The sequence below is a fragment of the Streptomyces lusitanus genome, assembly GCF_042647945.1.
GTDB classification, from domain to species: Bacteria; Actinomycetota; Actinomycetes; order Streptomycetales; family Streptomycetaceae; genus Streptomyces; species Streptomyces pseudogriseolus.
Genome location: NZ_JBHRWL010000004.1, coordinates 471,855 through 485,706, shown reverse-complemented (window position 1 = coordinate 485,706; position 13,852 = coordinate 471,855). Strand labels below are relative to the sequence as shown.

Annotated in this window: 11 protein-coding genes and 1 other RNA gene; 10 read left to right on the top strand and 2 right to left on the bottom strand. The window is 72.8% G+C overall.

The window, feature by feature from the left end; all coding sequences use genetic code 11:
- The first annotated feature begins 12 nt into the window (after positions 1–12).
- From ftsE to ACFOSY_RS08950, 6 genes are all read left to right on the top strand, one after another.
- Complete coding sequence (gene ftsE / locus ACFOSY_RS08975; RefSeq protein ID WP_006132401.1) at positions 13–702, top strand: cell division ATP-binding protein FtsE; 690 nt, start codon at positions 13–15, stop codon at positions 700–702.
- A gap of 29 nt (positions 703–731) precedes the next feature.
- On the top strand, positions 732–1,649 hold the full coding sequence (gene ftsX / locus ACFOSY_RS08970; protein ID WP_394306195.1) for a permease-like cell division protein FtsX: 918 nt from the start codon (positions 732–734) through the stop codon (positions 1,647–1,649).
- 67 nt (positions 1,650–1,716) lie between these two features.
- Positions 1,717–2,877, top strand: coding sequence for a S41 family peptidase (locus ACFOSY_RS08965; RefSeq protein ID WP_394306194.1), 1,161 nt, complete (start codon positions 1,717–1,719; stop codon positions 2,875–2,877).
- Between the two features lie 59 nt (positions 2,878–2,936).
- On the top strand, positions 2,937–3,416 hold the full coding sequence (gene smpB, locus ACFOSY_RS08960) for an SsrA-binding protein SmpB (protein WP_006132397.1): 480 nt from the start codon (positions 2,937–2,939) through the stop codon (positions 3,414–3,416).
- Positions 3,417–3,541: 125 nt separating this feature from the next.
- Positions 3,542–3,945: a transfer-messenger RNA gene (ssrA, locus tag ACFOSY_RS08955) on the top strand.
- A 132-nt stretch (positions 3,946–4,077) separates the two neighbouring features.
- Entirely contained in the window at positions 4,078–5,058 is a 981-nt protein-coding gene (locus tag ACFOSY_RS08950; protein WP_394306193.1) for an extracellular catalytic domain type 1 short-chain-length polyhydroxyalkanoate depolymerase, read from the top strand.
- A gap of 3 nt (positions 5,059–5,061) precedes the next feature.
- On the opposite strand, the gene ACFOSY_RS08945 is transcribed toward ACFOSY_RS08950, so the two are convergent.
- Together ACFOSY_RS08945 and ACFOSY_RS08940 are read right to left on the bottom strand one after the other, a co-directional pair.
- Positions 5,062–6,069 carry a LacI family DNA-binding transcriptional regulator gene (locus ACFOSY_RS08945; RefSeq protein ID WP_394306192.1) on the bottom strand — a complete coding sequence of 336 codons (1,008 nt, stop codon included), beginning with the start codon at positions 6,067–6,069 and terminating at the stop codon, positions 5,062–5,064.
- A gap of 98 nt (positions 6,070–6,167) precedes the next feature.
- Positions 6,168–7,499 carry an MFS transporter gene (locus tag ACFOSY_RS08940; RefSeq protein ID WP_394306191.1) on the bottom strand — a complete coding sequence of 444 codons (1,332 nt, stop codon included), beginning with the start codon at positions 7,497–7,499 and terminating at the stop codon, positions 6,168–6,170.
- An 83-nt stretch (positions 7,500–7,582) separates the two neighbouring features.
- Between ACFOSY_RS08940 and ACFOSY_RS08935 the strand changes: the two genes are divergently transcribed.
- The 4 genes from ACFOSY_RS08935 (at position 7,583) to ACFOSY_RS08920 (ending at position 13,837) form a co-directional block, all read left to right on the top strand.
- The gene (locus ACFOSY_RS08935; protein WP_394306190.1) at positions 7,583–8,566 is read left to right on the top strand and encodes a LysR family transcriptional regulator; all 984 of its coding nucleotides are present in this window, start codon (positions 7,583–7,585) and stop codon (positions 8,564–8,566) included.
- 164 nt (positions 8,567–8,730) lie between these two features.
- Positions 8,731–10,308, top strand: coding sequence for a hypothetical protein (locus tag ACFOSY_RS08930; RefSeq protein WP_394306189.1), 1,578 nt, complete (start codon positions 8,731–8,733; stop codon positions 10,306–10,308).
- Positions 10,308–12,506, top strand: a complete 2,199-nt coding sequence (locus ACFOSY_RS08925; protein WP_394306188.1) for a glycosyltransferase — start codon at positions 10,308–10,310, stop codon at positions 12,504–12,506. The genes ACFOSY_RS08930 and ACFOSY_RS08925 overlap by 1 nt, the downstream gene beginning before the upstream one ends.
- Entirely contained in the window at positions 12,503–13,837 is a 1,335-nt protein-coding gene (locus tag ACFOSY_RS08920; protein WP_394306187.1) for an acyltransferase family protein, read from the top strand. Before ACFOSY_RS08925 ends, ACFOSY_RS08920 begins: the two co-directional genes overlap by 4 nt.
- The last annotated feature ends 15 nt before the right edge of the window (positions 13,838–13,852 follow it).

The following is a 13,852-nucleotide window of genomic DNA, read 5'->3' as shown; positions in this document are numbered from 1 at the left end:
CGTGGTGCATCCGTGATCCGATTCGACAACGTGTCCAAGGTCTACCCCAAGCAGACCCGCCCAGCCCTCCGGGACGTCTCCCTGGAGGTCGAGAAGGGCGAGTTCGTGTTCCTCGTCGGGTCCTCCGGCTCCGGAAAGTCCACCTTCCTGCGGCTCGTCCTCCGCGAGGAGCGGGCCAGCCACGGGCAGGTGCACGTCCTCGGCAAGGATCTCGCCCGCGTCTCCAACTGGAAGGTGCCGCAGATCCGGCGGCAGCTGGGGACCGTGTTCCAGGACTTCCGCCTGCTGCCGAACAAGACGGTCGCCGAGAACGTGGCCTTCGCCCAGGAGGTCATCGGCAAGTCGCGCGGCGAGATCCGCAAGTCCGTGCCGCAGGTGCTCGACCTGGTCGGGCTCGGCGGCAAGGAGGACCGCATGCCGGGCGAGCTGTCCGGCGGTGAGCAGCAGCGCGTCGCCATCGCGCGGGCCTTCGTCAACCGGCCCAAGCTGCTCATCTGCGACGAGCCCACCGGCAACCTCGACCCGCAGACCTCCGTCGGCATCATGAAGCTGCTCGACCGGATCAACCGGACGGGCACCACCGTGGTGATGGCGACGCACGACCAGAACATCGTGGACCAGATGCGCAAGCGCGTCATCGAGCTGGAGAAGGGCCGCCTCGTGCGCGACCAGGCACGCGGCGTCTACGGCTACCAGCACTGACGCTCCACGGAAAGGCTTGATCAGACGCCATGCGCGCCCAGTTCGTCCTGTCGGAGATCGGCGTCGGTCTCCGCCGCAACCTGACGATGACCTTCGCGGTCGTCGTCTCCGTAGCCCTGTCGCTCGCCCTGTTCGGCGGGTCGCTCCTGATGAGCGACCAGGTGAGCACGATGAAGGGCTACTGGTACGACAAGGTCAACGTCTCCATCTTCCTCTGCAACAAGAGCGACGCCGAGTCCGACCCCAACTGCGCCAAGGGCGCGGTGACCGACGACCAGAAGGGCCAGATCAAGGCCGACCTGGAGAAGATGTCGGTCGTCGACACGGTGACGTACGAGTCGCAGGACGAGGCGTACAAGCACTACAAGGAGCAGTTCGGCGACTCGCCGCTGGCCAGTTCCCTCACCCCGGACCAGATGCAGGAGTCGTACCGCATCAAGCTGAAGGACCCGGAGAAGTACCAGGTCATCGCGACCGCCTTCGACGGGCGGGACGGGGTGCAGTCCGTGCAGGACCAGAAGGGCCTGCTGGACAACCTCTTCGGCCTGCTGGAGGGCATGAACATCGCCGCCCTCGCCATGATGGCGCTGATGCTGGTCGTCGCCCTCATGCTGATCGTGAACACCGTCCGGGTGTCCGCGTTCAGCCGCCGGCGCGAGACCGGGATCATGCGTCTGGTGGGCGCCTCCGGCTTCTACATCCAGGCGCCGTTCATCATGGAGGCCGCGGTCGCCGGACTCATCGGCGGCACCCTCGCGTGCGCCTTCCTCATCCTGGCGCGGTACTTCATCATCGACCACGGGCTCGCCCTGTCGGAGAAGCTGAGCCTGATCAACTTCATCGGCTGGGACGCCGTCCTGACGAAGCTTCCGCTCATCCTGGCGACCAGTCTGCTGATGCCGGCGTTGGCGGCGTTCTTCGCGCTGCGCAAGTATCTGAAGGTGTGACTCTTGCCAACAGGGGCGCGCGGCCAACGGGCCGTGCGCCCCTTTCGGTTGTCCTAGACTCACCGGCATGTCAGGTCGTGACCCGTTCTGTCGGCCCCGCAGCGTCCGCCGCGGCGCCGCCCTGACCTTGGTGTTCGCGAGCGTCCTCGTCGCCGGCGCGGCCACGGGCAGCCTTCCCGGCGCCGCCCGCGAGGACACCGCGGAGGGCGCCGCACAGGCCGCTCCCGTGGGCCACCACGCCGAGGTCACCCGCGCGGCCGAGGAGGCCGCCGCCCACGGGGCGTCCCCGCTGGAGGCCGCGGAGCGCGCGGTCAGCCGCAGCGGGGACCGCTGGGCCGCCGTCTACTCGCGCGGCGAGTACGAGACGTTCGAGGCGACCCTCGACGGCGCCTACACCGGCGTCGGCCTGTGGGCCCGCGAGCGGGACGGCCGCATCGAGGTGAGCAAGGTCGGCAGCGGCACCCCCGCCGCCGAGGCGGGCATCCGCGCGGGCGACCGGCTGCGCAGCGTCGACGGCGAGAAGGTCGACGGGCGGCCCGTCACCGAGGTCGTGTCCCTGCTGCGCGGGGACAGGGCGGGCAAGAGCGCCGGCAGCACCGTACGGCTCGGGCTCGAGCGCGGCTCGCGCTCGTGGAGCGAGACCGTGCGGCGCGCCCGGCTCTCCCGCAAGGCGGTCACCGTCCGCTCCCTGCCCTCCGGGGTCACGGTCGTCCAGGTCGCCGCCTTCACCAAGGGCTCCGGCGAGCAGGTCGGCGCCGCCGTGCGCGAGGCGCCGAAGGAGTCCGGCATCGTCCTCGACCTGCGGGGCAACCCCGGCGGCCTGGTCGCCGAGGCGGTCACCGCGGCCTCCGCCTTCCTCGACGGCGGCCTGGTCGCCACCTACGACGTCGCCGGCGAGCAGCGCGCCCTGCACGCCGAGCCCGGCGGCGACACGACAAGACCCCTGGTCGCGCTGGTCGACGCGGGGACGATGAGCGCGGCCGAACTGCTCACCGGCGCCCTCCAGGACCGCGGACGGGCGGTCGTCGTGGGCTCCCGCACCTTCGGCAAGGGCTCGGTGCAGATGCCCACCGAGCTGCCCGACGGCTCCGTCGCCGAGCTGACCGTCGGCCACTACCGCACCCCCTCCGGCCGCGGCGTCGACGGCCACGGCATCACCCCCGACCTGGAGGCCGGCGAGCGGGCGCTGGAGCGCGCCGAGTCGGTCGTCGGCGGACTCGGCCGGTAGCCCCCGATCGTTAATCGGCTTCCCTGGAAGCCCCTCCGTAGTGCGAAAATGGGCGCACTATGGCTAAGGAAAAAGGGCGCAAGCTGATCGCGCAGAACAAGAAGGCGCGCCACGACTACCTCATCATCGACACCTACGAGGCGGGCCTGGTGCTCACCGGCACCGAGGTGAAGTCCCTGCGCCAGGGCAGGGCGTCGCTGGTGGACGGCTTCGTCCAGCTCACCGACCACGAGGCGTGGCTGCACAACGTGCACGTCCCGGAGTACAGCCAGGGCACCTGGACCAACCACAGCGCCCGGCGCAAGCGGAAGCTGCTGCTGCACCGCGAGGAGATCGGCAAGCTGGAGGCCAAGTCCCAGGAGACCGGCCACACCATCGTGCCGCTCTCCCTGTACTTCAAGGACGGCCGGGCGAAGGTCGAGATCGCGCTCGCCAAGGGCAAGAAGGAGTACGACAAGCGGCAGACGCTGCGCGAGAAGCAGGACCGGCGGGAGACCGAGCGGGCGATCTCCGCGGTCCGCAGGAAGCAGCGGGCCTGAGATCCCGGGGCCCGGGGACCTCGCGGGAATAGGCTGGCATCGACCCGCGTTGGTCACGTACGATGGCAACGCACCTCACAGCGGGTGCGCGTCACCTCCTCCGGGAGGGTTTGACAACACAACATGGGGATGATCGGTTTCGACAGCGGCTGTCGAAGCAGGGGAAGCGTGTCGAGGAAGCGGCCATGATCTCGTAAACCACAGGCCGAAAAAAATAATCGCCAATTCCAAGCGATCTGTCTCCCAGGGCGAGCTCGCCCTCGCTGCCTGATCTTCAGGTAGCGAGCAGCGGCTCCCCTACTTAAGGGAGTGTCAGCCCGGGGGTGTTCCCGACCCGGATCCTGGCATCAGCTAGGGAACTAAACCTTGATCCCGGTCACGGGGTGAAGAGGGAAATCACACAGTGACTGGGCCCGTCGGAGACTTGTCGGCGTGATCTCCGGGGCCGAGAAAAGCACAGCCGACTGCACACGGAGAAGCCCTGGTTCCGCACCGTTGGACGCGGGTTCGATTCCCGCCATCTCCACTTACCCCATGTGGGCACAGGCCCCGTCGCGCGAGCGGCGGGGCCTGTGTCATGCGCGGCCACATGCGTGTGGCCCCGGGATGTGGGGGCCGCACCCATATCGGTGGGTGGTTCACGCTTCTACCTTCGCTCTCCATGACACAGACCAGAGCCGCACTGCGCCCCACCGTGCTGACGGCCCTCCTGGCCGCCCTCCTCTCCGTCCTGCTCGCCCCCGCGCCCGCCTCCGCCGCCTCCCTCCAGGAGGTCACCGGCTTCGGCAGCAACCCCGGCGCCCTGAAGATGTACCGCTACGTCCCCGACGGGCTGCCCGCCGGCCGCCCCGTGGTCGTCGCCCTGCACGGCTGCACCCAGAACGCCGCCGGGTACGCCTCCGGCACCGGCTGGACCACGCTCGCCGACCGCTGGGGCTTCTCCGTCGTGCTGCCGCAGCAGCAGAGCGGCAACAACCTCACCCAGTGCTTCAACTGGTTCCAGACGTCCGACATCGCACGCGGACAGGGCGAGGCCGCCTCCGTGGCCCAGATGGTCGACCGGCAGCTCGCCGACGTCTCCGGCGACCCGTCCCGCGTCTACGTCACCGGGCTGTCCGCCGGCGGCGGGATGACCGCCGTGATGATGGCCGCCTACCCGGAGAAGTTCGCCGCGGGCGGGATCGTCGCCGGACTGCCCTACGGCTGCGCCCAGGCCGCCGGCTCGCCCTACGTGTGCATGTACGTCGGGGCCACCCAGACCCCGGCGCAGTGGGGCGACCGGGTGCGGGCCGCGCGCCCCGGGTACACCGGGCCCTGGCCCGCGCTCACCGTCTTCCAGGGCACGGCCGACTACACGGTGAAACCGGCCAACATGACCGCCCTGGTCGACCAGTGGACCGACGTGCACGGCGCCGACCGCACCGCCGACGTCAGCGACACCGTCGCCGGCTACCCCCACCGCGTCTACCGGGGCCCCGGCGGGAACGCGGTCGTCGAGACGTACAGCCTCACCGGGATGGGCCACGGCCAGCCCGTCGACCCCGGGACCGGGGACGCGCAGTGCGGAGCGGCCGGGGCGTACTTCCTGGACGTGAACCTGTGCGCCGCCTACCGGCTGGGCAAGGCCTGGCAGCTCGGCTGAGTCTCAGTGCCCGCGCGGCGCCGTGCTCGCCCGCTCCGTCAGCCGGGGCGGCAGCAGGGTGGTGCCCGGTACGGCGGCCCCGGACAGCTTCCGTACCAGCAGATGCACCGCGCGGGCGCCCAGCTCGGCGGCCGGCACGGCCACCGAGGTGACCGGGACGCGGGCCGCCGCGGCGACCGGCGCCGGGCAGACGGCGATGAGGGACAGATCGCCGGGAATCCGCATCCCCAGCTCCCCGAACGCCTCGATCAGCGGGTCGATCAGCGGCTCGTTGTGCACCACCACCGCGGTCAGCGCCGGCAGGTCGCGCAGCAGCCGCTCCACGACCGCGCGGGCCGCGTCCCTGCCGGTGCCGCACGGCAGCACCGCCGACGCCAGCCCGTGCCGGTCGGCGGCCGCGGTGAAGCCCTCCACCAGCCGCCGGGCGAACGCGGTCCGCCGCACGTACACCTCCGGCGGCGAGCCGACCAGCGCCACCGCGCGGTGCCCCAGCCCCGCCAGATGGTCCACGCACAGCTCCCCGGCCGCCCGGAAGTCCAGGTCGACGCAGGTCAGCCCGTCCGCCTCGGCGGGCACCCCGATCAGCACGGACGGCACGGAGCGGGAGCGCAGCAGCGGTAATCGGGCGTCCTGCAACTGCACGTCCGTCACGATCACCCCGTCCGCCAGCCCCGTCTCCGTGACCCGCCCGAGGGACCCGTCGCCCTCGCCCTGGGTGAGCAGCAGCACGTCGTGGTCGCGGGCGCGGGCGGCGGTGACCACCGACACCGCGAACTGGGTGACCACCGGCACATGGATGCCGGGCCGCATCGGCACCGCCAGCGCGAGCACCTTCGCCCGGCCGCCCGACCGGGGCCGCCCGGCGCCGTCCGCGCGGTAGCCCAGCTCGCGCGCCGCGGCCTGCACCCGGCGCCGGGTCGCGTCCGAGATCGGCCGCTTGCCGCTCAGCGCGTACGAGACCGTACTGGGGGAGACGCCGGCGCGCCGGGCCACATCCGTGATCTTCACCATCGGCAGTCCTCGTGGGCACGGTCCGTGGGGGGAGTCAGCGGCCGACACGAGTGTCGAAGCGCTTCGACGGGTGAAGGTATGTGCGGGACCTGTGCCCGTCAATGGTGCCGACGGTCATCCGTGAAGCGGTTCGACGAGCCGAACGAGACGAGGGTTCCGGCGACCGCGAAGGCCGTCACCGCCGCCGCCACCGGCACCCCGTACCCGGCGGTGGCCGACACGTGCTCCACGATCCAGCCGCCGGCCGCGCTGCCGCAGGCGATCCCGCCCAGCAGCCCGGTGACCGCAAGGGTCATGCCCTCGTTCAGCCGCCCCTCGGGGGTGTACCGCTGCACCAGGGTCATCGTGGTGACCATCGTCGGCGCGGTGGCCATGCCCGCCACGAGCAGCGCGCCCGCCAGCACCAGGAGCGAGCCGGTCAGGGCCGCGGCCAGCAGCGGCAGCGTCATCAGCGCGGCCATCACGGCCAGGCACCAGCCCAGCCGGGTCAGCGCCGGCCCCGCCGGGCGCACCGCCCCGTACAGCAGACCCGCCACGCAGGAACCCGCCGCCTGGAGCGCCAGCACCGCGCCCGCCGCCGTACGGTGCCCCTGCCCGTCCGCGAACGCGATCGTCACGACCTCCAGCGAGCCGAACACCCCGCCCGTCGCCAGACAGACCAGCAGCAGCGGCCGTACGCCCGGCGCGCGCAGCGGGGCCCGCCCGGCGGCGCGGCGGACGGCCGGGGGCTCCGTGGAGCGCTGCGCGGTGAACAGCGCGACGCCCGTCAGCAGCAGCACCGCGCCCGTCAGCGTCCCCGCCTCCGGGAAGAACGTCCCGCACAGCACCGCCGCGAGCACCGGGCCGAGCATGAAGCACAGTTCGTCGGCGGCCTGCTCGAAGGAGTTCGCGGTGTGCAGCGCGTCGGGCCGGCCCTTCAGCAGATACGCCCAGCGGGCCCGGGACATGCCCCCGGTGTTCGGGGTGGTGGCGGTCGCGGCGTAGGCGGCGAACAGCGTCCAGTCGGGGGCGTCGTACCGCACGCACAGCACCAGCGCCAGCGAGCCGAGCACCGCGAACAGCGTGGCCGGCAGGGCGACACGGGCCTGCCCGTGGCGGTCCACCAGGCGCGCGGTCCACGGGGCGACCACCGCCGTGGCGGCGAGCCCGGTCGCGGTGACCGCCCCGGCCAGGGCGTAGGACCCGCGGCTCCCGGCGATCATCACGATCGCGCTCACCCCGAACATCCCCATCGGCAGACGGGCGAGCAGGTTCCCCGCCGTGAAGGCGCGGGCGCCCGGCACGGCGAACAGACGGCGGTACGGGCCCGGCTCGCGCGGGGCACGCGGTTCGCGGGGTTCGCGCGGTTCGCGCGGGGTGAAGTCGACGGCCACCAGGGTGTCGGAGGTGACGGTGAACAGGCGGGTGTCGCGGGAGGTCGGCTGCGGCATGGCACCACCGTCGCCCCGGGCCGGGCGGCCGGTCCAACACCTTCTCCGCACCGATTGACGCACCTGTGTTGTAGGTTCGCGGGATGTCCGCCCCCTCCCACGTCGATCCCCGCCTGCTGCGCGCCTTCGTCACCGTCGCCGAGGAGCTGCACTTCACCCGGGCCGCGGCCCGCCTCTACGTCGCCCAGCAGGCGCTCAGCCGGGACGTGCGGCGCCTGGAAGGGGAGCTGGGCTGCGAGCTGTTCGTCCGCAGCACCCGCCGGGTCACGCTCACCGCCGACGGCGAACGCCTGCTGCCGTACGCCCGCGCGGCGCTCCAGGCCCAGGACGACCTGCTCGCCGCCGCCGGACGGAGCCGCCCGCTGCTGGTGGACCTCAACTCCCCGGGCCTGGACACCCACCGCGAGGTGCTGCACCGGGCGCGCGAACTGGCCCCCGCGCACGAGCTGATGGCCCGCTACGAGAGCGGGCTGACCTGGGCGGCCGGGGAGCTGCTCGCCGGCCGCCTCGACGCGTCGTTCGGCCGGTTCGCGGGGCTCGCCAAGGCCGTGCGGGCCGGACTCGAACAGCAGCCGGTGCGGTACGAGCCGATGGCCGTGGTGCTGCCCGAGGACCACGCGCTGGCCGGACTGCCCGAGGTGCCGCTGGCCGCGCTGGCGGGCGAGACCGTCTACGCCGGGGCGGGCAACACCCGCACCGAGGAGTGGACGGACCTGGCGCGGCGGCTGTTCGACGGGCGGGACATCGCGCTCGCGCCGCCCGCGCCGCTCGCGGTGGGGGAGGAGGAGTTCCGGCGGATGATGGCGCGCACCCGGAATCCGATCCTCGCCGTGGTCGGTTTTCCGCCACATCCGGGGACGGTTTCCCGGCCCCTGGTGGACCCCGTACCCCTCTCACCTGTGTCTCTTGTGTGGCGGAAGGGAATGATCCACCCCGCTCTGACCGAACTGCGCAGGTCGGCGGCCGGCCTCTCCGCCGCGCGCGGCTGGCTGAGGCGACCTGCGGACTCCTGGCTTCCGGCGCAGGACGCCGAAGTGATGGGAGCGCACCCAATGTCTCGCTGCTGACACAAAAGGTCGCCGCGCAAACACACAACCTCCGCGTGCGCTACATTCGATGCCCGAGCACGGTGTGATAAACGGGGCGCTCGGAGCGGGTGGGGGCCCGGTCCGCCGACGGGTGCTCGGGTCGTACGCGCGCCGATGGTTCCGTTGGGGGGAAGGGCGAGCGCGTGGAAAAGTGGCGAGAAGACGCCCAACCGGGGCGGCCGCAGTCGGCCGACGGTTCCCGGAGGTTCGCGGACGCGGACGAGGACGCCCGTGAGACGCGGGTGCTGCCCCTGGCGGAGAGACCCGCCGGACCCGGCGTGAGAGACGGCGCGGAGAACCTCCGCGCCGGTTCCGGTTCCGGGTCCCTCGACGGTTCCGGGTCCCTGGACGAGCGCTGGGCGCGGCTCGGCGTGTTCCCGTCCGGGAACGGCAGGGACGACGACCGGACGCAGGTGCTGCCTGCCTCCGGGAGCGAGGACGGGACCCAGGTGCTCCCCGGCACGGGCGGCCGTCCGGGTCCGTCCGCCGCGTCCCGGCCCGGCCCGTCGGGTGCGTCCCGGCCCGGCGGTGAGGACCGTACGCAGGTGCTGCCCGAGGTGGGCGGCCCCCAGGCGCCGTCCTCGCGCCCCGGCCCGTCCTCCCGTCCCGGCCCGTCCTCCCGTCCCGGTACGCCGTCCCGCCACGGCACGCCGTCCGGCTCGGGTGAGGCCGGCGGCGCCCGGCGCGCCGACGGTCCCACGCCGTCCCCCGGCCGCCACCGCTTCGACGCCTTCGGCAAGCCGCCCGCGCCCGCCGCACGCCGGACCGCCGAGGACGCCTACGACTCCGAGCGCACCACCGCCCTGCGCGTGCCCCGCCCGGCCGCCTCGTCCGCCCCGGCCGCCGGCACGGCCGACGCCGGCGCCACGACCCGTATCCCCGCCGTGGACGCGCCCGGCCCCGGCGACGGCGGCACCGCCGTGCGCGACCCGTGGCAGGAGGAGCCCGGCAGCCTCGAGGCCACCCACGACCCGCACGAGGTGACGGTCCAGCTCGACGCCGTGCAGATCGGCGCCGGCGGTGTGCTGAGCCGTACACCCGGAGCGGGCGCGGCGCCCGAGGCGGCCCCCGTGTTCGTCGACGAGTCGGGCCGCCGCAACCGGCTCTACCGCCGCATCGGCCTGGCCGTCGGCCTCGCCTGCGCGGGCTACGCCGTCGTCATGGTCGCCACCCTGCTGTCCGGCAACTCCGACGCACCCTGGATGCCCGTCCCGGGCCAGGAGGACAAGCCGGCCGAGCAGGTCGAGACCACGCCCCGGCCCTCCGCGACCGACCCCGCGCCCGACGCCGGCACCAGTCTCGACCCCGGCGTCGGCACGCCCACCCCGGGCGCCTCCGACCTGCCCGGGCCCGGCGCCTCCGCCCCCGCGGCGGGAGGCACCGGCGGCACGGTGCGGCAGCCGGACGGCGACGCCCCGGCGTCCACCCCGGCCGGCCGTGCCAGCACCCAGCCCGCCACCGGCGGCGGCGACGCGGGCGGCGGCACCGCCGCCACCACGCCCCCGGCCGGCGGCGGCACCGCCACGCAGCCCACCACGCCGACCACCCCGGCCGGCACGACGCCTCCCGCGACGCCCGACCCCACCACCGGTGGCGGCGGCGAGGTCAACGGCACCGACAGCCTGTCCGCTCCCTCCGCCGACCACCCGGTCGCCGCCGAACCCGCCGCGGGCGCCGACTCCGCCCCCGCCGCCGCACCGTCCCCGGAGAACGTCCTCTGATGGCATCCCCGTCCCACCGCCGCAGTGCGCCCCGCCCGGACCGGCGCGGCGCACTGCGGCGCCGCGTCCCGCTGCGCCTGCTGCTGCCGCTGCTCGTCCTGGTCGCCCTCGCCGCCATGCTGATGCTGCGCGGCTACGTGCACAGCGAGATCCTCGCCGACCACCGCATCCAGAAGCCGGCGCCCACCACCGAGGTCCCCGAGGAGATACTCGAGGGCGGCCCGGTGATAGACGCCCGCAAGGGCAAGGCCGCCACGCTCAGCGTCCCGGACCACCGCCTGGTGCTCTCCTTCGACGACGGCCCGGACCCCACCTGGACGCCGAAGGTGCTCGACGTGCTGAAGAAGCACGACGCGCACGCCGTCTTCTTCGTCACCGGCACCATGACCTCCCGCTACCCCGACCTCGTCAAGCGCATGGTCGACGAGGGCCACGAGGTCGGCCTGCACACGTTCAACCACCCCGACCTGTCGCTCCAGTCCACCAAGCGCATCGACTGGGAGCTGTCGCAGAACCAGCTCGCCATCACCGGCGCGGCCGGCATCCGCACCTCGCTGTTCCGCCCGCCGTACTCGTCCTTCTCCGACGCCATGGACAACGAGTCCTGGCCGGTCACCCAGTACATCGGCAGCCGCGGCTACCTCACCGTCGTCAACAACACCGACAGCGAGGACTGGAAGCGGCCCGGCGTCGACGAGATCATCCGCCGCGCCACCCCGAAGGACGGCAAGGGCGCCATCGTGCTGATGCACGACTCCGGCGGCAACCGCAGCCAGACCGTGGCCGCGCTCGACCGGTTCCTGCCCGACCTGAAGGACAAGGGCTACGAGTTCGACAACCTGACCGAGGCCCTGGACGCGCCCAGCGCGCACAGCCCGGTCACCGGATCCGAGCTGTGGAAGGGCAAGGCCTGGATCTTCCTGGTGCAGGCCTCGGAGCACATCACCGACGTCCTGGTGGTCGGCCTCGCGATCATCGGCACCCTGGTCATCGCCCGCTTCGTGCTGATGCTGCTCCTCTCCGGCGCCCACGCGCGCCGGGTGCGCCGCAAGGGGTTCCGCTGGGGCCCGCCGGTCACCGAGCCGGTCACGGTGCTGGTCCCGGCGTACAACGAGGCCAAGTGCATCGAGAACACCGTCACCTCCCTGATGGCCAGCGACCATCCGATCGAGGTGCTGGTCATCGACGACGGGTCCACCGACGGCACCGCCCGCATCGTCGAGGCGATGGGCCTGCCCAACGTCCGGGTCATCCGCCAGCTCAACGCGGGCAAGCCCGCCGCCCTCAACCGGGGCCTGGCCAACGCCCGTTACGACATCGTCGTGATGATGGACGGCGACACGGTCTTCGAGCCGTCCACCGTCCGCGAGCTCGTGCAGCCGTTCGCCGACCCGAAGGTCGGCGCCGTCGCCGGCAACGCCAAGGTCGGCAACAAGGACAGCCTCATCGGCGCCTGGCAGCACATCGAGTACGTGATGGGCTTCAACCTGGACCGCCGGATGTACGACATCCTGCGCTGCATGCCGACCATCCCGGGCGCCGTCGGCGCCTTCCGGAAGTCGGCCCTCGAGCCCATCGGCGGCATGAGCGACGACACGCTCGCCGAGGACACCGACGTCACCATGGCGCTGCACCGCGCCGGCTGGCGCGTGGTCTACGCGGAGAACGCCCGCGCCTGGACCGAGGCCCCGGAGACCGTGCAGCAGCTGTGGTCCCAGCGCTACCGCTGGTCGTACGGCACCATGCAGGCCATCTGGAAGCACCGCCGCGCCCTCGTCGACAAGGGCCCCTCCGGCCGCTTCGGCCGGGTCGGCCTGCCCTTCGTCTCGCTGTTCATGATCGTGGCCCCGCTGCTGGCCCCGCTGATCGACGTGTTCCTGCTGTACGGCCTGGTCTTCGGACCGACCCAGCAGACCATCCTCGCGTGGCTGGGCGTCCTGGCCATCCAGGCGGTCTGCGCCGCCTACGCGTTCCGCCTCGACAAGGAACGCATGACCCATCTGATCTCGCTGCCGCTGCAGCAGATCCTGTACCGCCAGCTCATGTACGTCGTGCTGCTCCAGTCCTGGATCACGGCGCTCACCGGCGGCCGGCTGCGCTGGCAGAAGCTGCGCCGCACCGGTGTCGTCGGGGCGCCCGTGAACGGGTCCGTGCCGGGCGGCCAGGCGTACCAGGACGACCGGAGGCCGGTGGCATGACCCACGGACACCCGACCGGCGCCGGCCCGGTCCCGGACCCGGCCGGCCCCTACCCGCCCCCGTACGGCACCCACACGGACGTGGCCCCGCAGCCGGCGTACCCGTTCCCGCAGCAGCACACGGCTGAGCCGGAGCCTGCGGCGCCCGCGGAGACCCCGGTGGCCCCGAAGAAGCCGGGCCGGGACCGCTACCTGGACCTCCTGCGCTCCATCGCCCTGGTCCGCGTCGTCGTCTACCACCTCTTCGGCTGGGCCTGGCTGTCGATCGTGTTCCCGTCCATGGGCGTGATGTTCGCGCTGGCCGGCTCGCTGATGGCACGGTCGCTGAAGCGGGGCGCGTGGAGCGTGATCCGCGGACGCCTCCGCCGTCTGCTGCCGCCGATGTGGCTCTTCGGCGGGGTCGCGCTGACGCTGCTGTTCCTGAGCGGCTGGAACCCCGGGGACGACCCCGACCAGGGCGGCGGGTCCTGGGGCCTGGTCAAGTTGTTCCACTACCTGGTCCCGATCGGCGCCCCGCCCTACCCGTTCGAGGCCGGGGACCTGGGACCGCTCACCGGCGGCACCTGGGCGGACGACGCGGTGGGACCGCTGTGGTACCTGCGCGCCTACCTGTGGTTCGTACTCGCGTCCCCGCTGCTGCTGTGGGCGTTCCGCAGGGCGCCCTGGCCGACGCTGCTCGCCCCGCTCGGCCTGACGGCCGTCGTCGGCACCGGGCTGGTCACCATCCCCGGCGAGACCGGCAACGCGGTCACCGACTTCGCGGTCTACGGCTCCTGCTGGGTGCTGGGCTTCGCCCACCAGGACGGCATGCTCAAGCAGGTCCCGCGCTACATCTCCGTGTCCGGCGCCGCCTTCGTGATGGCGTTCGGCCTGTGGTGGGCCTCGGGCCACCTCGGCGACGAGGGCTGGGACCTCAACAACATCCCGCTGGCGCAGGCCGCCTGGTCGTTCGGGTTCGTGGTGATCCTGCTCCAGTACTCGCCCTCGTGGCAGGAGCTGCCGGGACGGCTCGCCAACTGGGACAAGCTGGTGACCCTGTCCAACAACCGCGCGGTCACCATCTACCTGTGGCACAACCTGCTGATCGCCCTCACCTTCCCGATCGTCGACCTGCTGTACGAACTGCCGTTCATGCAGAGCGAGCGCGGGGTGGAGGCGCTGAACAGCACGTACGAACTCTGGGCGTTCGCGTTCGTCTGGCCGCTGATCGGCCTGGTGATCCTCAGCACGGGCTGGGTCGAGGACCTGGCGGCGAAGCGCAGGCCACGCCTGTGGCCGAACGGCACGAAGCCCAAGCGCCCGGAACCGGCCGGCCGGGGCCGCCGCCACTGACGTGTCGGGCCGCTC